The 22,559-nt window shown below is 37.9% G+C and carries 21 protein-coding genes; 18 read left to right on the top strand and 3 right to left on the bottom strand.

The features are described from left to right. Nucleotides 1–346: 346 nt before the first annotated feature. A complete protein-coding gene (locus V7077_RS25440; protein ID WP_335507136.1) occupies nucleotides 347–1,042 on the top strand; it encodes a hypothetical protein in 696 nt (231 codons plus the stop codon). A 154-nt stretch (nucleotides 1,043–1,196) separates the two neighbouring features. Here the strand turns inward: V7077_RS25440 and V7077_RS25435 are convergent, their stop codons facing one another. Further along, nucleotides 1,197–1,406: a hypothetical protein gene (locus V7077_RS25435; protein WP_335507134.1), complete on the bottom strand. Its 210-nt coding sequence runs from the start codon at nucleotides 1,404–1,406 to the stop codon at nucleotides 1,197–1,199. Between the two features lie 522 nt (nucleotides 1,407–1,928). On the opposite strand from V7077_RS25435, the gene V7077_RS25430 reads away from it, so the two are divergent. The 15 genes from V7077_RS25430 to V7077_RS25360 all read left to right on the top strand — a co-directional run bounded on the left by V7077_RS25430 (nucleotide 1,929) and on the right by V7077_RS25360 (nucleotide 18,045). After that, complete coding sequence (locus V7077_RS25430; protein ID WP_335507132.1) at nucleotides 1,929–2,174, top strand: heavy-metal-associated domain-containing protein; 246 nt, start codon at nucleotides 1,929–1,931, stop codon at nucleotides 2,172–2,174. Between the two features lie 156 nt (nucleotides 2,175–2,330). After that, the gene (locus tag V7077_RS25425; RefSeq protein WP_335507131.1) at nucleotides 2,331–3,041 is read left to right on the top strand and encodes a Crp/Fnr family transcriptional regulator; all 711 of its coding nucleotides are present in this window, start codon (nucleotides 2,331–2,333) and stop codon (nucleotides 3,039–3,041) included. Between the two features lie 255 nt (nucleotides 3,042–3,296). Then, the gene (locus V7077_RS25420; protein WP_335507129.1) at nucleotides 3,297–4,049 is read left to right on the top strand and encodes a CPBP family intramembrane glutamic endopeptidase; all 753 of its coding nucleotides are present in this window, start codon (nucleotides 3,297–3,299) and stop codon (nucleotides 4,047–4,049) included. Between the two features lie 350 nt (nucleotides 4,050–4,399). After that, on the top strand, nucleotides 4,400–4,840 hold the full coding sequence (locus V7077_RS25415) for an SRPBCC family protein (protein ID WP_335507127.1): 441 nt from the start codon (nucleotides 4,400–4,402) through the stop codon (nucleotides 4,838–4,840). Then, complete coding sequence (locus tag V7077_RS25410; RefSeq protein ID WP_335507125.1) at nucleotides 4,830–5,306, top strand: EVE domain-containing protein; 477 nt, start codon at nucleotides 4,830–4,832, stop codon at nucleotides 5,304–5,306. The genes V7077_RS25415 and V7077_RS25410 overlap by 11 nt, the downstream gene beginning before the upstream one ends. Beyond that, the gene (locus tag V7077_RS25405) at nucleotides 5,287–5,730 is read left to right on the top strand and encodes a MarR family winged helix-turn-helix transcriptional regulator (protein ID WP_335507124.1); all 444 of its coding nucleotides are present in this window, start codon (nucleotides 5,287–5,289) and stop codon (nucleotides 5,728–5,730) included. Before V7077_RS25410 ends, V7077_RS25405 begins: the two co-directional genes overlap by 20 nt. Nucleotides 5,731–6,274: 544 nt before the next feature. After that, complete coding sequence (locus tag V7077_RS25400; RefSeq protein ID WP_335507123.1) at nucleotides 6,275–7,174, top strand: hypothetical protein; 900 nt, start codon at nucleotides 6,275–6,277, stop codon at nucleotides 7,172–7,174. Nucleotides 7,175–7,254: 80 nt separating this feature from the next. Further along, a complete protein-coding gene (locus V7077_RS25395; protein WP_335507122.1) occupies nucleotides 7,255–7,629 on the top strand; it encodes a FixH family protein in 375 nt (124 codons plus the stop codon). 440 nt (nucleotides 7,630–8,069) lie between these two features. Beyond that, nucleotides 8,070–10,799: a response regulator gene (locus V7077_RS25390; RefSeq protein ID WP_335507120.1), complete on the top strand. Its 2,730-nt coding sequence runs from the start codon at nucleotides 8,070–8,072 to the stop codon at nucleotides 10,797–10,799. Between the two features lie 12 nt (nucleotides 10,800–10,811). Beyond that, on the top strand, nucleotides 10,812–11,657 hold the full coding sequence (locus V7077_RS25385; protein ID WP_335507119.1) for a CheR family methyltransferase: 846 nt from the start codon (nucleotides 10,812–10,814) through the stop codon (nucleotides 11,655–11,657). Next, a complete protein-coding gene (locus V7077_RS25380; RefSeq protein ID WP_335507117.1) occupies nucleotides 11,611–13,692 on the top strand; it encodes a PAS domain S-box protein in 2,082 nt (693 codons plus the stop codon). The genes V7077_RS25385 and V7077_RS25380 overlap by 47 nt, the downstream gene beginning before the upstream one ends. Then, nucleotides 13,689–14,633: a sugar ABC transporter substrate-binding protein gene (locus V7077_RS25375; protein WP_335507115.1), complete on the top strand. Its 945-nt coding sequence runs from the start codon at nucleotides 13,689–13,691 to the stop codon at nucleotides 14,631–14,633. Before V7077_RS25380 ends, V7077_RS25375 begins: the two co-directional genes overlap by 4 nt. Nucleotides 14,634–14,772: 139 nt before the next feature. Further along, a complete protein-coding gene (locus V7077_RS25370; protein ID WP_335507113.1) occupies nucleotides 14,773–15,774 on the top strand; it encodes a macro domain-containing protein in 1,002 nt (333 codons plus the stop codon). Between the two features lie 75 nt (nucleotides 15,775–15,849). Continuing rightward, complete coding sequence (locus V7077_RS25365) at nucleotides 15,850–16,506, top strand: vWA domain-containing protein (protein ID WP_438825640.1); 657 nt, start codon at nucleotides 15,850–15,852, stop codon at nucleotides 16,504–16,506. 288 nt (nucleotides 16,507–16,794) lie between these two features. Beyond that, nucleotides 16,795–18,045 carry an ATP-binding protein gene (locus tag V7077_RS25360; protein ID WP_335507110.1) on the top strand — a complete coding sequence of 417 codons (1,251 nt, stop codon included), beginning with the start codon at nucleotides 16,795–16,797 and terminating at the stop codon, nucleotides 18,043–18,045. Nucleotides 18,046–18,118: 73 nt separating this feature from the next. On the opposite strand, the gene V7077_RS25355 is transcribed toward V7077_RS25360, so the two are convergent. Further along, nucleotides 18,119–18,523, bottom strand: coding sequence for an ABC transporter ATP-binding protein (locus V7077_RS25355; RefSeq protein ID WP_335507108.1), 405 nt, complete (start codon nucleotides 18,521–18,523; stop codon nucleotides 18,119–18,121). A gap of 214 nt (nucleotides 18,524–18,737) precedes the next feature. Between V7077_RS25355 and V7077_RS25350 the strand changes: the two genes are divergently transcribed. Then, nucleotides 18,738–20,645 (top strand): 3'-5' exonuclease, encoded by a 1,908-nt coding sequence (locus V7077_RS25350; RefSeq protein ID WP_335507106.1) that lies wholly within the window; start codon nucleotides 18,738–18,740, stop codon nucleotides 20,643–20,645. A 227-nt stretch (nucleotides 20,646–20,872) separates the two neighbouring features. Here the strand turns inward: V7077_RS25350 and V7077_RS25345 are convergent, their stop codons facing one another. Continuing rightward, nucleotides 20,873–21,256, bottom strand: a complete 384-nt coding sequence (locus V7077_RS25345; RefSeq protein WP_335507105.1) for a DUF1398 family protein — start codon at nucleotides 21,254–21,256, stop codon at nucleotides 20,873–20,875. Between the two features lie 204 nt (nucleotides 21,257–21,460). Between V7077_RS25345 and V7077_RS25340 the strand changes: the two genes are divergently transcribed. After that, a complete protein-coding gene (locus V7077_RS25340; protein WP_335507103.1) occupies nucleotides 21,461–22,183 on the top strand; it encodes a DUF2161 domain-containing phosphodiesterase in 723 nt (240 codons plus the stop codon). Nucleotides 22,184–22,559 lie beyond the last annotated feature (376 nt).

The following is a 22,559-nucleotide window of genomic DNA, read 5'->3' as shown; positions in this document are numbered from 1 at the left end:
GGCTAAATTTCTTCTGTCCTGTCCGAAGTCAGGAAATCTTCTAAAAAAATAAGTTTTCCGACAGGCTATAAAAAACGCTCAGTTTCCCAATCGCTTTTTTACTAATAAACTAGCTAGTTTTCGAACAAAAGCAGTGACAATCAGGCTGATAATTCAGGTGTGGATTTTAATTTTCTACTAGATAACAGACCAACTTACAATAATTGCAGGCTTTTTTTCTTAAAAAAATTCGAGAGCAGCAACTGGTTCTACTTGATAAAAGGAAATATGAATATAATAAACCCATAGGTAAACGACTGTTGCTATGTTTTTATCATTATCCTAAAGAAAATAGGTGGATGTCAGTATGTCAACCCAAACAGGCTTTCTCCCCAGCTCCTCCGGGTTTAAATTTGGAAACAGCTTTCCACATGTCCCCTTAAAAAGAATAAACATTTTAGGTCGGCAGATTCCAATCGGTGATGCCTCGTATGGTCTTTGTGGTGGAATGATTTATGCTGCTATGGATTACTTTGAAGCAAAAATGCCAATCCCATCAAATCCGACTGCGCCTTCCTCAGGACCATTGTTCAACTACCTCGTGAATCGGCAGCTTGATAGCTTCTATTTACCTTTTGGTCTCATGAAATATATGGTCTTAATGAATCCTTTCCTCCGGGATGATGAAACATCGGCACCTCATATAGGAGCTGAACCACATGGTAGGGGGTGGAGAATGCTGAACGAGGAATGGCCGAAAATAAAAATGAATCTTGGAAACGGAAAGGCTTCACCGCTTGGTTTAATAAGAGCTAAATCCCTTAATCCTTTTGAGATAAGAAAACATCATCAAGTTCTTGCCTATGGGTATGACTTGCATGATAACGATTTGTCCATTTTTATCTACGACCCTAATTTTCCAAACGATGATGATGTAACTCTCACCTTAATTATGGAAAATCCCGCATACCCTACAAGTGTTTTTCATTCAAAATCATCAGAACCGATTTATAGTATTTTTAACACTGAATACAAGTTTAAAAGCCCGGTAGAATTAAAGTGAATTTTTCGAAGCCATTTTAATATTTAGGAACCCATACACTAGTTTGCATAAGAAATCATAACAGATATCAAAAAAAAAAAGGCCCGATTGCAAAGCCGCGCTGAGGTGAAGACAGGGGAGTTTGAGAGAGTGGCTTCCGAAGATGATCCTGAAGTTACAATTTATGAATAATGGTTAGTACAGATTCTAGTTCAGCATAATGTTCGATATTTTGAGTCTTGAGATAGGTTATTTCATATTGATTATTTTTAAAGCATACAGACAAGATCGGGGTTAGATCTTCTTTTTTGAAAGTTAAATTAATCTCAGTATGATAAAAATACCTCAAGGTCTCTAACATAATTTTCGTGTTGGCTAAAGACATATTCTCACAACCTCCTTCTTTATAGGGAGGAGACTAAGAAAAGTCGAAAAATTCCCAGAAATTTTTGTATTTTAATTTTAACATGGAAATATTTTCTTTTCTGTAGGTAATTAGAAGCGTTTGTTTCGTAATTCGGAGAATATTGTAGAGAAATGCACTTAAGGTTAAGAATCTGTCAGTTGAATAAAGAAACTTGTCGAAGGAATAGCCTCCACAGAAATAGAATAAGGTGACGTATTGCATTTAAAAATGGATTCTTGCTTCATTTTTTTTAGAACAGAAACACAAGGCCATAGCCCTATTTTTTTTAAAATTGATTTATATCAAGGAAAGAGCGGTTGATTTTCTTTATGATAAGAATGTATTTATAAAGAATGATATTCATTTTATAAGAGGTTGTTTTATAAGAAATGAATACGGGAAAATTTACAGTTATTCAGATCCTATAACATAAACGAACATACCTTTAATGATCAAATGTTATCAAGTCGCCTAATATAAACAGGATGGGAGAGACCCCTTATGAACCAAGTTACTTTATATGTTCCCGGAATATGCTGCATGAACGTGAATCATTCCATCGAACAAGAAATAAAAGCATTGAATGGCATAATTTCCTACAAAGGTACCTTACCGAAAGGAAAAATTGTTATTGAATATACACATCGCTTAATTAGCAGCCAGGAAATTACCGATATTATTAAAGAGCGTGGTTTTTCAATCGTCAAGAAAATTCAAAGAGAAAAAACGGTTGATATTTATAATTAAGGGCCAAGGTAGAAGACCATCATATCCCAAAAGAGAAGACGAAACGATAAATACCAATTTTACTCCAAATTACCTTATAAAAAAAAGATACCGGTAGACCAAATCAGCGGTCATACTAAGTGGTAAGGCTTAATTAAAAGAAGTGGAGGGAAGTAAATGGACAACACTTATCCGCAGCATCATATCCATGATTGTTCAACTTCCTGTTCTCCTAAAACCTGCGTTTCACTCGTCCCTATTTTTAATCATTTAGAAGTGAACCAAATGGAGGAAATAATGGCAACCGTTCAATCTGTCCCGGTAAAGAAAGGAGAATTTATCTATCATGCCGGAGACCGGTCTGATTCCCTCTATATTGTTCATAAAGGAAAAGTGAAGATATATCGACTCTCGGAAACAGGTAAAGAACAGTTGGTCCGGATATTAAACCCAGGTGATTTTACAGGGGAATTAGCGTTATTTCGAAACGATCAGCATGAATCCTTCGCGGAAGCGATGACCAATACCGTGGTTTGCACGATTCATCAAGCAGATTTGCAGGATTTATTGTTAAAGTATCCTTCCATATCCTTGAAAATACTAGCGGAATTTTCAAAACGATTAGATCAATCCGAAAAACAAACAACTCGTTTTGCAACGGAGAAAGTGGAAACAAGGTTGGCACTTTTTCTAGTTGAATGTCTAAAGGAATCCCAGACGGAGGAATTTATTTTACCCATGAGTAAGAAAAATCTTGCTTCATTTTTAGGAACAACCCCAGAAACGATTAGCCGAAAACTGGCCGAATTTGAAGCTCAAGGATTGATCAAGCAGAAACCACATAAACGGATTGAAATTGTCAACCTAGATGAATTACTGCTTATTTGAAAAGAAAAGATGACCGCACACTGGTAAACGGAAAAATAATTATTCCATTTAAGATCCAGTTATTAATTAAAAAATGAAACCTTTCACTGATTTGTAAATATTTCCAAATAATTTCCTAGTTATTTAGTTGTAAAATTAATATAACATAAGAGTTTTCAGATATAAATCCACCTTAGATCGTCTTATTAATTCAGCCATTTGAAGAACCTTGGCAATGGAATTTGTAACAAAGGACGTTTAAAGGAGGAAAATATCTTGAAAAAACTTTATGAAAGAAATGCAGTTTTGCATTCACTTGTTTGGTTAGGAATATATCTTGTCCTTAACACCATTACAGACAATTTAGCCAGTTCAATGAATCTAGGATTTAATTTCGTAAGTGCCATTCCTAATTTAATATTAGCAGTTACTTGCTTTATTTATTTAAAAAGGACAGACATTTCTGATGATATAGGTCTTTTGTCCAAGCCTACGGAAAAGTCATCTATCATGCTATTTTATGTACCTTTACTCATTTTACCTTTTTTAAATTTAATTTACGGGATTAATACATCGTTATCCGCAACAGAAATTACCTTTATGGCAATTATGTACATTGGTGTGGGGTTTATGGAGGAAGTCATCTTTCGCGGTCTCATGTTCAAAGCATTAGAAAAAAAGTGGAATCATTATTTAGTGGTTGCTTTCATTAGCTTTACCTTTGCAATTGGGCACATCATCAGTATGGTGGCAGTTGCACAATCGGGTGGGGATACAATCCTTCAAATAGCTAATGCATTTGTTGTAGGCTTTATGTTTATGATGGTAATTTTAGCAAGCGGAAATCTTTCAATCTGTATAATTACTCATATTTTGTATAATTTTATTGCAAACATTTCAATGGTCGGATACACACACATACAAATAATTATTTGGACCATAATTATCACTGTATTCTATCTTGTGTATTTGATTCTCCGTGGGAAAAACATAAAACCATTTTTTAGCAATAATACCTTTCCTATTTAAAACTTTCACTACTTTTCGCAATAAACAAACACCCTCTCATCTTATCTTGTAGGAGTAATCAATATAGACAACACGTCTATTTTATTGAAGTTTACAAGGTATCGAAAAACTGGGAAGGGTTCTACTTTCATTTTTTCTTTTTAATGAAACGTGGAAAATAGCTAAAAAACAATTGGACTGTTTTCGGCAGTCCTTTTTTCATACCTGTTATTCGAATACCAGGCCATATTAATACCTGAACCTCACTTAGACACGAAGAAAATTTATTCATCTCGTGATTAAAAAAAGTATAGACACATATAATATGTATAGATATAATATAAATAAATACTAAATAAGGAGTGTTTTCCATGTGGCAATTCGAGCACACCATTACGACAAAGGCAAAAGCAGAGACGATTTGGAAACTTTATAGTGATATCTCCACTTGGACAGCGTGGGATAAAGGGATTAAAAGTGCTTCATTGGAAGGTTCGTTTATCCAAGGCGCACGAGGATTGTTGCAACCTGCAGGACAGGAGCCTCTCCCATTTGAACTGACGGAGGTTAATCCCCTACATGGTTTCTCGGATGTTACTGACATCCCGAATGCCGGCATTCAAATTCATTTCTCGCATGTGTTGATGGAAGCCGCAGGAGAGACACGGGTTACCCATAAGGTAACGATTAAGGGTCCCAATTCGGAACAATTGGGACCCAAATTTGGAGCGCACATGGTAAAAGGCATTCCTTCTACGCTGGAGGGGCTGGTTGCTCTAGCACTAGACAAGGAAAGTCAAAATGAAGCTTGATATCATAGGAACGTCGTGTCGATATTGGATTGGTGTGGTTTCTGCATCCCATGTAAGCAGGGGAGTAGAGGGTGGTTTCGCCCAACTTTGTCATGGGAAGGCAGCACCGTTAAGAAGGATGCAATCGGGAGATTGGCTTATCTATTACTCACCAAAAACAGATATGAGCAATGGGATGCCCCTGCAAGCATTCACTGCTATCGGGCAGGTGTTGGATGATCATGTCTATGAATACCGGATGTCCGAAACATTCGTACCCTTTCGTCGTAACATTCGGTATATGGAGTGTAAGGAAACAAAGATCAGCACGCTGTTAGAGAAGCTAAGCTTTACGCGTGGAGTGAAAAACTGGGGCTACTCGTTTCGATTCGGACATTTTGAGATAATGGAGGAAGACTTTCGGATTATTGCGGACATCATGTTGAGCAGAGAGGGCGGAAACACATATGAGTTCGAAATTCAATAATGCAGGTGAAAGCCCTGGCTTTATGCTATGGCAGGTGACAAATATTTGGCAGAGGGCGATGAGGAAGGCATTGGAACCCTTTGAATTAACCCACCCACAATTTGTTCTCCTCTTTTCATGTAAATGGTTAAACGAACAAAACTACCACTCCGGTATTACACAAGTTCAATTAGCTCAGCATGTAAAGATGGATGTTAATGTCACCTCTCAGGTGCTAAGGACGCTGGAGAAAAAAGGATACATCGAACGCAGACCTCACCCAGAGGATTCTAGAGCGAAGGTCATTTCCGTAACCATGACTGGAGATGAGCTAGCTTCACGCGCCGTTCAAGCTGTAGAAACGGAAGATCGGGCTTTCTTTTCCGGACTTGGTGACGAGGTTGGACATCTGAATCGGCTTCTACAGCAACTGTCGCACCTTTAAGCCTTCTTTGATCATCGTAAGATAAGTATTTAGCTTTGTTTTAACTATCAAGGAACACGATTGAAGAAGCAACATTTGATGGTGTTGCTTCTTCTTTGTTAGAAATATTTTTATAAATAATCCTTTCTCCTTAGGCTTTATTTCCACCAAAAACTGAAATAAGGGAGATTGTGAAGAATTAGACTTAAACAATCGGGGGATTTTGTTGATTAAGAATATATAGATTTTGGTGTCAAACAAGCTCCAAAAACCCTAAAAATGCCTTGCAAAACTGTTGTCAGTCCGCAAGCCATTTCCATTGCCATTTATATGATATATGCACCTCAAAAAGCATCGCTTAGTTCCAGTCTACTTATACATATGGAAAGGTAACTTGGTTAGTCAAAAAGCACCAGGCACAAATCTCACTGCTTTTAGCATTCCATTAAGTGATTATATGGTAAAATTGGTAAATATGATCTCAACAAGTAGGAAATGCAGGCATCCTTAGCTCAGCTTGCAGATTTTCAATACAGTGGAGTTGTCTTACCAAATGGAGGTAAAAATGGCATCTATTATTTACGCAGTACTATTACTTGTTAGTTTCTTATTTTTAATAAGGAAAAAGAGCGATCCAGAATCTTATTTTCCGTTAAAAATAATTGGATACTTTGTAGTAGGTTCCTTTACCTTTAATTTCAATCAACTTTCCTTTCCACTTGGTTTTATAGTATATTTGATATTTGTTCGACCCAAGTTAAATGTAAATGTAAAACGAATAGCCGCTGTCATGGGTGTTCTTGTATTTTTCCTAATCCATTGGATTTTGCCTTTTGCCATTAATGAATGGGAAAGCCGCCCAACATACATCGAGCATAAACTTGGTTCAGTATATACGCTGAACTTTCAAAAGGAAAATGACCTGATTAAGCAGGAATTAAATCTGGACAACAGTTTGAGTCTTGAGGATTTTGAAGCAGATTATGTTAAAAATGGAAGAATTACAGACTTAAGATGGCAACTAATAGGGCAAAATGACAATACCTATCATCTATATAAAATTCAATATGATGTTAGCAAGAATAGGTATCATGTTATGCATCATCAGCTTGATACTTGGGCTCAATACAATCGCTTAGTAGATGCTGATCATTTCTTTGAAAATCTTAATGTACTAAATATTAAAGATATTACTGATACGAAGGGTGACTTTTCTTCCTATGCTATACAAAGTTCAGGGGAACGGGAAAATTTTGCAATAAAAAATAAAACTTATTTTATTGTTTCAAATGGAAAAATACAATTACTAGATGATAAGCAGCTGCCAGTTGAAGGTTATTATATTTCAACCATTGCGATGGAGAAAACAAGCGAAGAACGAGATGAACAAGGAAATATCACACAAGAAAGCTTCGAAGGTAAAGAACCATCTAATTATCTATTTGATGTAGAGTTTGGTGAGTAGTAAGATTATAGACCACATCATTACAAAAAATACGGAGGTTTATTTCAACCAGTGAACGCTTTAGAAAGGATAGGGGTGCCATGCACAAATATACGAGTTTAATTTTCATCCTCATATTGGTCTTATTGTCAGGCTGTAGTTCAACTAACTTCAACCTAAAGTTAACTACGCCCAAATCCTTTACACCAGGCCAAGCTACGCCCATTCAACTTTCCATCCAAGATCAGGATGGTAAACCAGTAAAAGGTGCTAAGGTTAGTGCCATATTGGATATGCAAGGGATGAGTCATGGAGATGTATCAATGAAGATGCAGGAAAGCGGAAATGGTGTCTATATTGGCCAAGCAAAATTTGAAATGGAAGGAGATTATACGGCAAACATTTATATAGATTCCAACGGAGAAAAATGGAAGGGCGAAAAAAGATTTTCGATTGTCTATAACAAAGCTCAATAGATTGAAAAATATAACAGGTAATCCAACGAAGAACGATAGGCAAAAAACCTCGAAATCCCTCCTGATTTCGAGGTTTTTTTTATAAAAACAGATTAGCATGAACACATATACTTCCAGAATGCATATGTGTTCTTTTTAACAAATCTTTTCTAGCGAAAACGATTATGATAAACTAATTTAGTCTACTAACCTATTTTTGTTTCTCCTAACAGTTTAATAGGATTTACTGTATTGAACTATCTATTCAAAAATAGGGATAGATTTCATAGATAAGCTTTATTCTATCTGCTTCATACATTATAAGAATCATAAATGAATGTTGCTCCATTATAGGATTAATTTTTTCAATCTTCACTATTTTGATTTATCATCCCTCATTCATTGTTTACTAACACGTTTCGAATTGTAATTCATTAAAACAATCAGGAGAATAAGTCTATATGAAATTTAGAACGAAGCTTTATGGTGGGTTAGGTCTTATTTTTGTTTTTAACATTATTTTTCTAGTGATTCTAATTGAAATGATTAATCAACAAACCGTTAGCATGAATACCGTCGTTTCCGATCTAGACCAGAGGAAGGTAATGGCCTCCACGTTGAAGTTTGAAGTAAGCAACATGGGCAGAGAGCTAAGTGAAATTGCCTCCATTCCACCAAAAAATGTTCTTCCCCAAGTAGTGAATGAATGGGAGCAGTCCAGGTTAACGATTCGCTCCTCAATCGATACACTTGGAAAGGCAGATAGCCGTAAAGAAACACAGGATTTAATCGCTAAATTTAACACGATTTACAAAACGTATGAGGATGTTGGAAACCAAATTATCATTTTGCAAAAAACGGATCGAAACGCTCAGTTTGACAAACTCATTTGGGGAGATGTCAAGCGTGATCGCGCCAGGCTCCATCAGATTACCGATTTGTTATTTACCCTGCAGGAACAGGAGGAGAAAGACCAACTATTACGAACAAGACAAACCTATACTATGGAGTTAAACATGATTTATATCATCGTACTCCTTGGGCCGCTTATTGGCGTGTTTGCGGCGATTTGGATCATTAGGGGCTTGACCAAAAACTTGCAGCGGGTGACGTCGGTCATGGGCAATGTCGCTCTTTATCAGGGAACTCAGTTCCCACGCATTGGGGTTGCTTCAAAAGACGAAATCGGGGCGATTTCCGTTGCTTATAATCAAATGGCACAAGCTTTGGAAGAAAAGGCCGAACAGGAAAAAGGATTTATTGAAAAAGCGGAGGAGCATAGCTGGCTGAAATCAAAAGTGGCAAAGTTGACTTCCATGTACACTTCCGTTGAGGATTTTTCAACCTTATCCCGATTATTTATCCAAAATATCACACCGATGGTAGATGCCCAATTTGGTATTATTTATATTAAAGAATGTATGAACGGTGACCAGCGTCTAGTTAGCAGGGCTTCTTATGCCTTTAACCATGAGTCGCTTACGTCCAGAAGTTTTCATCTTGGCGAGGGACTTGTCGGCCAATGTGCGGCTGAAAAGAAACCCATCATGATCTCGGAGATTCCCGACCATTATGTGAAAATTACTTCAGGAATTGGTGAAGCCGCACCTAAAAATTTATTGATTCTGCCGGCTGAATATGAAGGGGAAGTTTTGGCCGTGCTTGAGGTGGCGTCTTTTAAACCGTTTACGGCCATTCAACAAGCCCTTCTTCATGAAGTGATGGCCCATATCGGCATTACGATTAACAGTATTGGTAATCGGATGCAGGTCAAAAAGTTACTACAAGAATCACAGGCCTTAACAGAAGAGCTGCAAAGCCAGTCAGAAGAGCTTCAGCAGCAGCAAGAGGAGCTGCGGATCATAAACGAAGAACTCGAGGAACAGTATATACATTCAGAAGAGAAAAACAAGGAATTGGAGAAATTCAGTCTTGCCTTGGAGGAGAAAGCACAAGAACTTGCTCAAACCTCCCAGTATAAATCTGAATTCCTTGCGAACATGTCACATGAACTTCGTACCCCTCTGAACAGTTTATTGATTCTCGCTCAAATGCTAATGGAAAAGAAGAATGAAAATTTAACAGAGAAACAAGTAGAATACATCCAAACCATTTATTCTTCGGGAATTGATTTGCTTCACTTGATTAATGAAGTGTTAGATTTAGCCAAAGTAGAAGCTGGAAAAATTGAGGTCATGAATGCAGAAGTTCCATTTGAAACCATTAAAACCTTTGCCGAAAGATATTTTTCTCCTTTAGCTCGTCAAAAAGGGTTGGAGTTTCATATTTTCGCAGATGATGATCTGCCGAATTCCATCTATACCGATGAGCATCGACTAAATCAAATTTTGAGAAACCTTTTATCTAATGCATATAAGTTTACAGAAAAAGGAAGAGTTTCCTTACTGATTAAAAAGGTGGTTCCTGCTGCTTCAACAGAGCAGACAGACCCAATGATCAGTTTTACGATAATGGATACAGGAATAGGCATTTCAAAAGATAAGCAGGATGTCGTGTTCCATGCATTTATTCAAGCTGACGGTACGATAAGCCGAAAATATGGTGGAACCGGTTTAGGGTTATCGATCAGCCGGGAATTGGCTCAGTTGCTTGGCGGCTTTATCGAACTACAGAGTGAAGAAGGGGCTGGAAGTTCCTTTACGCTATATTTGCCCCTACATCAGTCGAAAGAAAATGAACAGTACGTTTCATGCCTTTTAGAAACGGCGGTGGCCCTTCAAGAGGAGGAAACCGTGGCTCTGTCTCAACCGGTTAACAACCTAATCGACGAGGACGTAACAAGGGAATACTCGTTAATGAATGGGAAGAAGATTCTGATCGTAGATGACGATATGCGAAATATTTATGCCTTATCCTCTGCGCTGGAGGAATTTGAAATCGATGTTCTTTTTGCAGAGAATGGCAGGGAGGGTATCGAAGTGTTACAGGAAACTCCAGATATTGATCTTATTTTGATGGATATTATGATGCCAGAGATGGATGGATTTGAGGCCATAAGCCACATTCGCACGAAATCGGAATTTCAGGATATACCGATTATTGCTCTAACCGCCAAAGCGATGAAACATAACCGTGAACAATGTATCGAAGCGGGTGCTTCTGATTACATCAGCAAACCAATTGATGTCGATCAGTTGTACTCACTGATTCAAGTTTGGCTATATAGATAGGCAGGGATAACCATGACGATAGTCGATCAGGAACAGGACGTTACCCAGCTCCAAAATATGGAGATGGAGTTATTACTTGAAGCCATTTACCGCCATTATGGATATGATTTTCGAAACTATTCTCCTCCATTCCTGAAACGAAGAATTTTGAATCGAATGGCCGCAGAAAAGCAACGGACGGTCTCGGGGTTACAGGAAAAAGTTTTACATAACCGCCTTGTCATGGAGAGGTTGTTTAAGGATTTTTCGATTAATGTAACCGAAATGTTTCGTGATCCTTCTTTTTTCGAGAGTTTGCGAGAAAATGTCATCCCGATAGTAAGAGACTATCCGGCGATCCGCATATGGCATGTTGGCTGCGGTTCTGGAGAAGAAGTTTATTCGATGGCTATTTTGCTGCATGAAGCCGGACTATTGGAAAAAACAAGGATTTATGCCACCGATATCAATCAAGTTAATTTAGAAAAAGCGAAACAAGGTTCTTTCCCTTTAGAAAAAATGAAACTTTACACAACGAATTACATACAATCCGGGGGGGAAAGAGCTTTTTCAGAGTATTATTCGGTGAAAAATGACGGAGCATGTTTTTCTCCCTTTTTAAAAAAGAATATGGTCTTTTTTCAACACAATTTGGTTACTGATCAATCCTTTAATGAGTTTCATATCATTATTTGCCGAAATGTTATGATTTATTTTAATAAAACGCTGCAAAATCATGTTCATCAATTATTATATGAAAGTCTATTTAATTCCGGTTTTTTAGGGCTTGGAAATAGAGAGGAGATCCGTTTTACCAACTATGCAGAACACTATGAAGTACTCCATTCAGCAGAAAAGCTTTACCGAAAAAACAAATAAACCAGACACGGAAATAATCAATATTTTAATGGTGGACGATCTTAAGGAAAATTTAGTTGCCTTGGAAGCTGTTCTTTCTTCCCCCCGTTATCAATTGGTAACGGCCACTTCTGGAGAAGAGGCGTTAAAATGCATCCTCAAACAAGACTTTGCGGTCATTTTGCTCGATGTTCAAATGCCGGGTCTAAATGGTTTTGACACAGCAAAGCTGATTAAAGCTAGAAAGAGGTCAAAAAATATTCCCATCATCTTTATTACCGCTATTAGTCAGGATATGGAGCATGTTCTCCATGGGTATTCTGTTGGGGCGATTGATTATATCTTTAAACCATTTAATCCCGAAACATTAAGAAAAAAAGTAGAACAATTTGTAAAAATTTATCATAGTCATAGTGAAAGCTTAAAGCAATCCGAATGGAAAAAATCAATTGAGCTTGAGGAAGTTCAACTTAAATTAAATCGGACTACCGTTGATTTACATAAAAATGCGACTCTATCAAAAGTGATTGGGGAAACCTTGCTGGACACGATCGTTACTTTTGATGAAAGGGGCGTCATTTTATCGGTTAATCCAGTGGTTCAAAAAATGTTTGGCTATTTTACCGAGGAATTAATAGGGAAGCATTTAGCAACCCTGCTTCCTGTGGTAAAGCAAGACGGTGAACGAATGGATTTTTTATCTGTTCCTTCTCTTACTACGTTCTCTATCGGAAAAATACTTGAGGGCGTAGCTGTAAGGCAAGATCAAAACCGTTTTCCTGTCGATATTCAAATTGGAAAAGCAACAATCGAAGATCATCCTATTTTTGTCTGCACCATTCGTGATGTAACGGAACGGAAAGAAATAGAAAAAATGAAAAACCAACAATTCCATCTTCTGAAAAGAGTAGTGGAAGAACGGACACTAGACTTGTTATCTACGAATGAGAAACTTAAAGAGGAAATTAGCGTGCGGAAAAAAGTAGCGGATGACTTGTTTGTTTCCCATGAACGCTTCAAAAAGATTTTTGAAGCGAGTCCCTGCTTAATGGCGATTCGTTCGCTCCGTGATGGAAGATTTATCGATGTTAACCGCACATGGCTCGATTTTACAGGTTATGAATATGAACTAGTAAAGGATCGGGTGTTTGACTGGGCCCTGTTTACGAGTATGGAGGAAAACAAGCTCGATTTAGCTGTGTTCGAAGAGGATAACCCGTTGAGTAATTTAAAGGTGACGTACCAATCTAAAAACGGGGAATTACGGAGCGGTTTGTTATCTACGGAAATCATTGAAATTCAAGACGAAGCCTGCGTTCTCATCCTGGTCAATGATATTACAGATCGAGAGCATTTAGAAAAAGAAATGTTCCGGTTGGACCGATTAAATTTAATTGGCGAAATGGCAGCTGGAATTGCCCATGAAATCCGCAACCCGATGACAACTGTACATGGCTTTTTACAAATGTGGAAAAGCACCAGCGAACGGCTTTCACCTGAATACATTGATCTCATGCTAGATGAATTAAATAGAGCCAATAGCATTATTAAAGAATTTTTAACGCTTGCCAAAAATAAAGCAAGCAATAAAACGAGACAATCATTAAATAAAATCATCGAGACCATCCTTCCGTTAATTAATGCCGAAGCGAACCTGGCTGGAAAACGAGTCCAGCACCAGTTAGAGGCGTGTCCTGATCTGCTCTTAGATGAAAAGGAAATTCGCCAGCTTTTCTTGAATCTTGTCTTAAATGGACTGGAAGCGATGGAGTTTGGCGGAACACTTACGGTTACAACCTATTGTGAGGAAGAGTCGGTTATTTTAGAAGTGAAGGATTGCGGAAAAGGAATATCAGCTGACATTTTGGACAAAATGGGAACTCCTTTTTTTACGACAAAAGACCAGGGGACCGGATTGGGACTGGCGGTTTGTTATAGTATTGCCGATCGCCATCAGGCAAAAATCAATGTGGAGTCAGGGAATGAAGGAACCTGTTTTTCGATTTGTTTTCCGCTTTCACCTGAAAAGCAGTCGTTGAATGGTGAGCATCAGTGAAGAAAAAATGGAAAATCCTTATTGTTTCAGCCTTCTTTTTCTGTGGTTTGCTGGGTTATCTTTACAAAGCATTTGCAGCCGAAAAGCCGACCGTTGCGGTCGTATTAAAAGATACAAAGTCGGAGTATTGGGCGATTATTGTCGCGGGAGTGGAAAAGGGATTAAAAAACTTTGGCGTCAAGGGAAACATTTATGCTCCTGACCAACACAAGAATGATCAACTGTCTATTTTGAGGCGGGTCTTAAAGGAAAAACCGGATGCCCTTATATTCTCGCCGATTGACCCAGCAGCCTCGGTACCTGTTTTAAAGGAATTTAAAAAGAATCATATTCCAGTGCTGCTTGTTGATACGTCGGTCAATTGGTCCGGTCAAACCTCCTTTATTGGAACCGATAACCGTTCCTTAGGCGAAAAAGCTGGGGAGTTATTATCCTCGATGCTGCAGCCAGGAGACAAGGTCGCCTTAATCGGCAGGGATTCACCAGATAACGTAAGTAAGGATCGGATTCAAGGAGCAAAAGGGGCTTTGCATACAGTTGGTATTGAAACGACTGGGGGGATTGTACAGGTTAATGATGATGCCAAGGTGATTCCCATGATCGCTCAATTGCTGAAAGATCATCCTGATCTTAAAGGCGTGTTTGCCTCTGATGACCGTATCGCTTTACAAGTTATCAAGTATATAAAACAAAAAGGATTGACCATGCCAGTGGTAGGGGCAGATGGAATTATTCAAATGCTCAAGTATCAAGAAGATGGAACGTTGAAAGGCTCCGTTGCGCAAAATCCTTATGATATGGGCTATATTAGTGTCCAAAATGCTTTAAAGGCTATAAAAGGGCAAAGGGTTGAAAAAAAGATTAATAGTGACGTGGACATTATTACAGAGGATAATGCTAAAAGTAAAATAGATTTTTTAGAAGGTATATTAAAAAAATAGAAAGTTTAAAAGTGGCATGTGAAGTAGGACCCTTGATTTCCCTTCATTCGTGAAACAATTGAAGTGCATGGGCTATTCCTGTTTTTATTAGATGAGGAAGCAGGAGAACCGTCCCCATGCTTCTAGGAGGTAACAATTTATGCCGTTAGAAATGGTTCGCCATGATATTACGAAGATGAATGTGGATGTGATTGTGAATGCGGCGAATACTGGGCTGCGAATGGGCGGGGGTGTATGTGGCGCGATTTTCAGCGCGGCCGGTGCGAGAGAATTGCAAGCAGCCTGTGATCAAATTGGCGGCTGTCAAACGGGAGAAGCGGTCATTACGGATGGTTTTAACTTAGCTGCCAGATACATTATCCATACACCGGGACCTATTTGGGAAGGAGGAAGGCACCAAGAAGAAGCATTATTAAAGTCTTGTTATCTTAATTCTTTGGAGTTGGCTAAAAAGCATCAATGTGAATCGATTGCTTTTCCGTTAATATCGACGGGCATCTATGGTTTTCCAAAAGAACAAGCTTTACAGATTGCTGTTTCTGCCATCAGTTCCTTTTTACTAAACCATGACATGCTTGTTTACTTAGTGGTGTTTGATAAACGTTCTTTCGGTTTAACGAAGAAATTGTTTTCTTCTATCAATGAATATATCGATGAGCATTACGTAGATGAAGCGGAAATGTCGTTTAATCGGAATCGGGAAGAACCCTATATATTAGAACAACGGCAGGAAGCAGATACTCTCCAGCAGGATTTGTTTCAAGAAGCAGAGTATTCGTTAGTTGATCTGCTCGACCAGCTCAATGAATCGTTTTCGGATCGGTTGTTACGTTTCATTGATGAGAAAGGCTTGACGGATGTGGAAACGTATAAACGGGCCAATATTGACCGGCGGTTATTCTCGAAAATTCGCAATGAAGCCGATTATACGCCAAAAAAGAAGACGGCTGTTGCGTTTGCGATTGCGTTACAATTAAATTTAGCCGAAACAAATGAACTGCTCGAGGCGGCCGGCTATACCTTGTCACGCAGCAGTAAATTTGATGTGATTATTGAGTTTTTTGTTCAACAAGCCAACTACAATATTCACGAAATTAATGGAGCCTTATTTGCTTTTGATCAGCCCATCCTCGGTGGTTAAAATGTCGCTTTCCAAGCGACCAATCCTTCACCGCTGAATGGTATCCTTTGTTTATCAAAGAACAAAGGATGATGAATGATGAAAAGCAATCTTACCGAATTAGTGTTTATTTTGGATCGAAGCGGTTCAATGGCCGGGCTAGAGGCGGATACGATCGGCGGCTATAATGCGATGTTAAAGAAACAGCAAAAAGCCGAAGGGGAAGCTATTGTCACGACCGTTTTATTCGATCATCAATACGAACTTTTACATGACCGAATCAATCTCATAGACATTTCACTCCTTACTGACAAGGATTATGAAGTAGGCGGGACCACTGCGTTATTGGACGCGATTGGCTTTACGATTCAAAAAATCGTCAATGTCCAAAGGAGAACGAAGAAGGAAGAACAGGCCGAAAAGGTTCTGTTTGTGATTACCACAGACGGAATGGAAAATGCCAGCCGTGAATTCACCACGGAGAAGATTAGAAAAATGGTTCACCATCAAAAAGAGCACTATGGCTGGGATTTTCTGTTTCTTGGCGCGAATATTGATGCCATCTCAACCGCTGCACGATTTGGAATTGATGAAGACTTCGCTGTCGATTACCATGCTGACGACGTTGGAACACAATTAAATTATGAAGCCGTTAATGAAGCAGTCAGCAGCCTTCGCAGCGGCAAAAAGATTGATCGAAACTGGAAAAAAGGAATCGAGCGCGATTATAATCGGCGTTCGAGGAGTGAATAACAGTATATGTCATTATTAAGTGAAAATAGTGGTCTGATTGAAAACTTTGAGGTGTATACTCTTGGAGGATTGCTGTGGCGATCCTTTTTCTTATGGGTCAAACAAGAAAATCAGCCTGAAAACTTCTATTCATGTATACTTTTACTAACAAAAGTCGACAAATGATGATCATTTTAAGGTATAATTGGTATAATTAGGTTCTAGTATAATTCAATGTAATGAAAAAGAACATGAGACGCCTAATCCTATCGAATACAAAGATAGAGCCAAATAGGAAAGGTAACGAAAATGAGTATTATAAAGGATTTTTTGCTTCAATTAACACTAATGATCCTACCGATATTTACTTACTACACCTTTGTGACAGAGTGGGTAAAGTGTAGAAAAAATAGATTGGTCATCATGTCGATTTTGTGGGGTATATCAATCCTATTTTGCATGTCCTTCCCAGTAGATTTTGGGGACAATGCCCGGATTGAATTAAGAATTATTCCTTTCTTATTAGGGACCCTTTACGGAGGAGTTTGGTCAGGTATTTTCCTTTCCGTTCTCATTATCCTATATCGACTTTATTTTGGCATCAGTGTAGGATTTTATAATACGATGCTTGTCTTACTATTTTCGCTGCCTGTTATCTTATTTTTTCAAAAGTCATTTGCGGGTGCGAAAAAAGCGAAACGGGTTAAAATTGCTGTTGGCCTAGCTTTTTATTACTGTCTGATCGGTCTGACGATCTTTGGTATTTTAAGAGGTTTTACCTTCGATTATCTGAAAGTACAGAGCATTCATCTACTCTTTGCGGTGGTCGTTACTTGGTTTTTCACGGTCCTTAATGAAACCATCAGGGAGATTCATCAGTTGCGAACCGAGATGGAAAATACGGAAAAATTACGCGTGATCAGTGAGTTAACCAGTGTTTTTGCGCACGAAATTAGAAATCCGATGCAAGTGACGCGCGGTTTTCTTCAGCTTCTCAACGAGCCTGAATTGCCTAATGAAAAGAAGAAATATTTGCAGCTTTCCATTGAAGAATTAGATCGTGCCAATGAAATTATTAATGATTTTTTAACCTTTGGAAAACCCACTGTCGATCATAACCAAAGAATTGACGTATGTTATCAGTTACAACGCGTTGTGAATCTCCTGCAAAGTTACTCTCAGAACCATAATGTCGAAATTAAAACGGATTTTATGGAGGATTGTTGGATTTTTGCCAATCCACAAAAATTAAATCAGTCATTGATTAATATTTTGAAAAATGCGATTGAGTCTATGCCAAATGGTGGAATGGTATGGATTAGTTGTACGTCAACCGAGGATGGGTACATAAAGATTTGCGTAAAGGACCAAGGTATTGGTATGACCAAAGAGCAAATTGATCGGCTTGGATCTCCGTTTTATTCCTTAAAGGAAAGTGGTACAGGACTGGGAATGATGGTCAGTTATCAAATTGTTCGTTCTTTCAAAGGGAAAATACAAGTTAATAGTGAAAAGGAAAAAGGGACAGAATTTATCATTCTTTTGCCCCGGATTTCCTAATGATAAAGGCAAAGAGCGAATATCCTCTGGATGTTTGCTCTTTGCCTTTATTTTTTCTAACGAAGTAAATCCTTTATAAGGAGGTTTTTTCAAACTTACTCTTTAGCACACCTTTTTTCATAAGATTGACGAGTATCCCTTTGTTTTTAAATTTGTTGTAGGCTATTAATTTATTTAAATCCTTCACGGTCAATTTAGCGGTATCAATCGCCAGTTCAAAATTCCTGGTTTTCTCAATTAAAGTTAAAGCAAATTCAACCTGTTTAGGAGTTAACGAATAGTCCTCTTGATCTTGTGATTGAACCACAGAATTCACTTTTTCCGTCACTGATTGTTCAATGGTTGCCGCGTGCTCTCTTAACCTGGCCGCTACGATCGCCTCGACCTCCTCCTGGCTGACCGATTTTACCTCTGGCTGGGCGGGTTTTTGATTTGTATTTCGTAACCTGTCTAGGATTCCCTTTAACAATTTTGACACTTCGCTTCCTTTTCTATTTCCATTTATATGTAGGTAAGTTATTCCTTGTAATCTATTATTAAAGCAATGCAGTGAAAAAACAATACTTTTGGCGTAATTTTTTGCTAGATTTTGTTGAAAAACGAAGATTCAAAAGGAATATAATGTAATTATTTAGGTGAATGTTCCTAATTGTAGTATAATGGAGAAAAATGCAAATTTTGGAGCGGTTATTATGGCAGTTACGATACCCGAATCAATCCGTTCTTCAGCTACGGCTGGTGAACGCTTATTATTTCGGACATTGAAAACTTTTTTACCCGATGATTATATCGTCTACTTTGAACCTGAAATCCAAGGGAAGAGACCCGACTTTGTCATTATTGGACCTGACCTTGGAATTGTGGTTCTTGAAGTTAAGGATTACACGAAAAATACTTTGCTGCAGGTTAATCATGATGAATGGCATATTGTCGCCACTTCGGAGGAGCAAGCAATTATAAAAAGCCCTATGAAACAAGCCCGTGATTATACGTTTCATCTGGTAGACGTATTAAAAAAAGATAAAAACCTTATCCAATTAGACGGGAAATATAAATTTAATTTAAAGTTTCCTTATGGACATGGAGTTGTTTTTACGAGAATGACTTCCAAAGATTTTATTAAACATGACCTATATACGGTCATTGAACCTAATCTTTGCTTGACCAGAGATGAGATCGATCCAGACAAGGAAGAGTTTTCCGAAGAAATCCTCATGGAGAAAATCTTAAATATGTTTGTTGTCCCATTCCGTTTAAAAGAACCTCTTTCACTGGAGGATATTAATGCGATTCGCTATCATCTTTTCCCGGAAGTTCGAATTAGTGCGGAATTTAAAGCACCGGTCCCGTATCAAGATCAACTTTTATTATCGTTGCATGATATCAAGACGATGGACCTTCACCAGGAAAACTTGGCAAAGCAAATCGGAGACAAGAATCGCTTAATTCGGGGCGTTGCTGGCAGTGGTAAAACGATCATTTTAGCGAGCCGGGCAAAGATGTTGTTAAAACAAAATCCAAATTGGAAGATTCTCATTCTCTGCTATAATATTTCACTTGCAAATTCCATCCAGCAGATGATTCATCATATGTTAAATGAACCTGAGGATTTATTTGATTTTGATCCAAATGTGAAGGCGGTCCAAAATCAGAATATTATTGTTCGGAATTTTCATGCCTGGTTGAAGAATGATTTAAAAATTAAAGAGAATAATCTTTCGCAAATCATTGAAAAAATCGAACAGAGGGAAACGATTCTTCCCAGCTATGATGCCGTTCTAATTGATGAAGGCCAGGATTTTGAAGCAGATTGGCTTCGGTTGGTAAGTTTACTGATTAATGCTGATACACAGTCACTTTTATTAGTAGAAGACAGGGCGCAAACCATTTATAAGCGGAAGAGGTCTTATTTACAAGATACCGGCTTAAGTTTTCAGGGCAGATCAAAGGTGTTATCAATTAATTATCGTAACACCTCTCAAATTGTAAAATTTGCTTGGGATTTTTACCGGAAACATTCGGTGTTTAATCGTAAGGTCGTGAACCGCGAGTTAGATGGTGAAATCATTGCTCCCCAAAGTACGAAAAGAAAAGGCCCAGAACCTGGGATTATCAAAGCGGCCACTTTCTTTGATGAGATGAGATTGGTTTCCAGGCAAATTAAGAAGCTGCATGAGGAACGGAAGGTGCCGCTTGATGAGATACTTATTCTTTATCGTGTTAAACGAAATCATAAGTATCCGATCATTGACTTGATTAAACGATCGTTAGAAGAATATAAGATTCCATTCTATTGGATCACAGAGAATGATGTTTCAAAGCGTTCTTTTAAGAAAGATGATGGAAAAGTGAAGATAAGTACTATTGATAGCAGCAAGGGGCTTGATTTTCAGGCCGTATTTATTGTGAATGTGGATTCGATGCCGTTCCCATTAGAGGAAGATAAGGAAAGAGAAGTTTCTCTATTATACATAGGAATGACAAGAGCAAAGCAATTTCTTTGCCTGTCCTATTCAGGTGAATCTGAGTTTACCAGCTATCTGGATGCTAAACTATTGGAGAGGAAACAGTTGAAGGATGGAATTGAAATAGTAAATTAAACTAGGAAAAGAGAAATTCCCCCTTTTAGCTCTTCAGTTTTTAGCGACCAAAACGCCGAGGGTAAAAATGAAAAAAATAGATTCCCTTAAGATTAAAATCCCCTGATTTTCTTTTTAGGGGATTTTAAATCTTAGTGAGATATTAATGCAAAACGGGAACCCATAATAACTTGGAAGGTCAGGTTATAAACCAACGGAGAGTTCTGTTAACCAAAGTGAAAAAAAGTTTAATGTTGAAGTTGTTCGACGATTTGTTCACCATTTATCCCTTCGTAAATTGCTTTCTTTTCGCTAATCTTTACATTGTAAGTTTTAATACCTGCGTTCGCTATCTCTCTCAGAAAGTCTAAAAAGGGAATGGTCATGTTTCCAATGACTTGTAGTGCCTGATCTCGATCAAAGTCTTTTGAAATCACTAAGTCAACTTGAGGAGCTGTTTTTAGCTCTGAGTGTTCACCCTTGTAGGTCGCTTCTCCTGTTGCAACATCAATATCATATTCAGTAACACCGCTATTAGATAATTCATCCAAAAATTCCCCAAAGCTGGTCTTTCCTGTGCTTCTTCTTTCAATAATCTTATGCAACTCTTTCTCCGTTAGATTGTCATTCATGATCTTTCCTCCATTATAGAGATTTTCTTCATCATTTTAACCTTAATAAGTTAAAAGCAATCACCACAAAGATGTAGAGTAATCCATTTTAACCTTTTCCTAACATAGAATATGGGTTAAATTATAAGTTATGAAACTCATTACTTTGATACAAAATGAATTTTGGCATCAAAAAGTTAGGTTTGAATTGGATGGGGAGAGCGGATGACGGAAACAAAAAAGCTGCAAGAGATGGATTTATATAAACCAATTCAGACATTGTTCGTAAAGGAAGGCTATGAGGTTTACGGTGAAGTGAAAGATTGTGATATCGTTGCCGTTAAAGGTGAAGAGTTAGTTGTTATTGAATTGAAGCTTACGCTAAGTGTTGATTTGCTTATACAGGCGGCCAAACGCCAGCGAATAACAGATCAAGTTTATATTGCCATCCCAAAACCAAAGCATCGTTTAAATTCACGAAAGTGGGCGGATAAATGCCATTTGATTAGAAGGCTGGAATTGGGGTTAATTTTGGTTTCAAGCCCCTCAAAACGAGGGAAGGCAGAGGTAGTATTTCATCCCTCGATATTTGACCGCCGGAAAAGTATGGGGAAAAGCAAATTAAAGAAAGCGGCTGTATTAAAGGAAATTAATGGGCGAAGTGCAGACTTTAATGTAGGCGGCAGCAATCGAACCAAAATTATGACAGCCTATAAGGAGAATTGTATCCAAATTGCTTGTTATCTAATGGATCTGGGTCCATTATCTCCGAAAGCGTTAATCCAATTAGGAACCGGAGACAAAACTTCCTCAATACTTGTAAAAAACTATTATCGTTGGTTTGAAAGAATTAAGAGAGGTACCTATGTTTTAAGTGAAAAGGGCAGGGAAGAAATAAAAGAATATCCTGATCTTTTGAATTATTATTTAAGCAGTTTAAAAAACTAGTAAGGTAAATACACTTGGGGTTGGTCCTCGGTAACTGAAACTCTAATATTTTATACATTTTGTCGATGATTATAAATTCCTAAGTAGTTTAGTTTTAAGGTAGAAAAAACTAACATGTTATTTGATGCGACAAACGTAATGCTGATTTCCAGTTATGCTTCAAAGGTGGACGATAAATAATTTTAACTGCCGCTTGCTGTTTAAAATATCAGATGGGTAAAAGTATTTGAAAATAGGGAATCTTTGAACAGTATGAGGAAAAATGATATCAGTTGTTTCCGAAGTCGAAGTATCTTCGGACAGGAGATGGCTATATTATTTCTCTCCTGTCCGAAGTCGAGGCATCTTCGGACAACAGGTGGCTATATTTCTTCAG

The organism is Neobacillus vireti (genome assembly GCF_036962465.1).
GTDB classification, from domain to species: domain Bacteria; phylum Bacillota; class Bacilli; order Bacillales; family Cytobacillaceae; genus Neobacillus; species Neobacillus vireti_B.
Note: the sequence above shows the minus strand (reverse complement) of the source record. Positions and strands in the feature narration are given on the sequence as shown.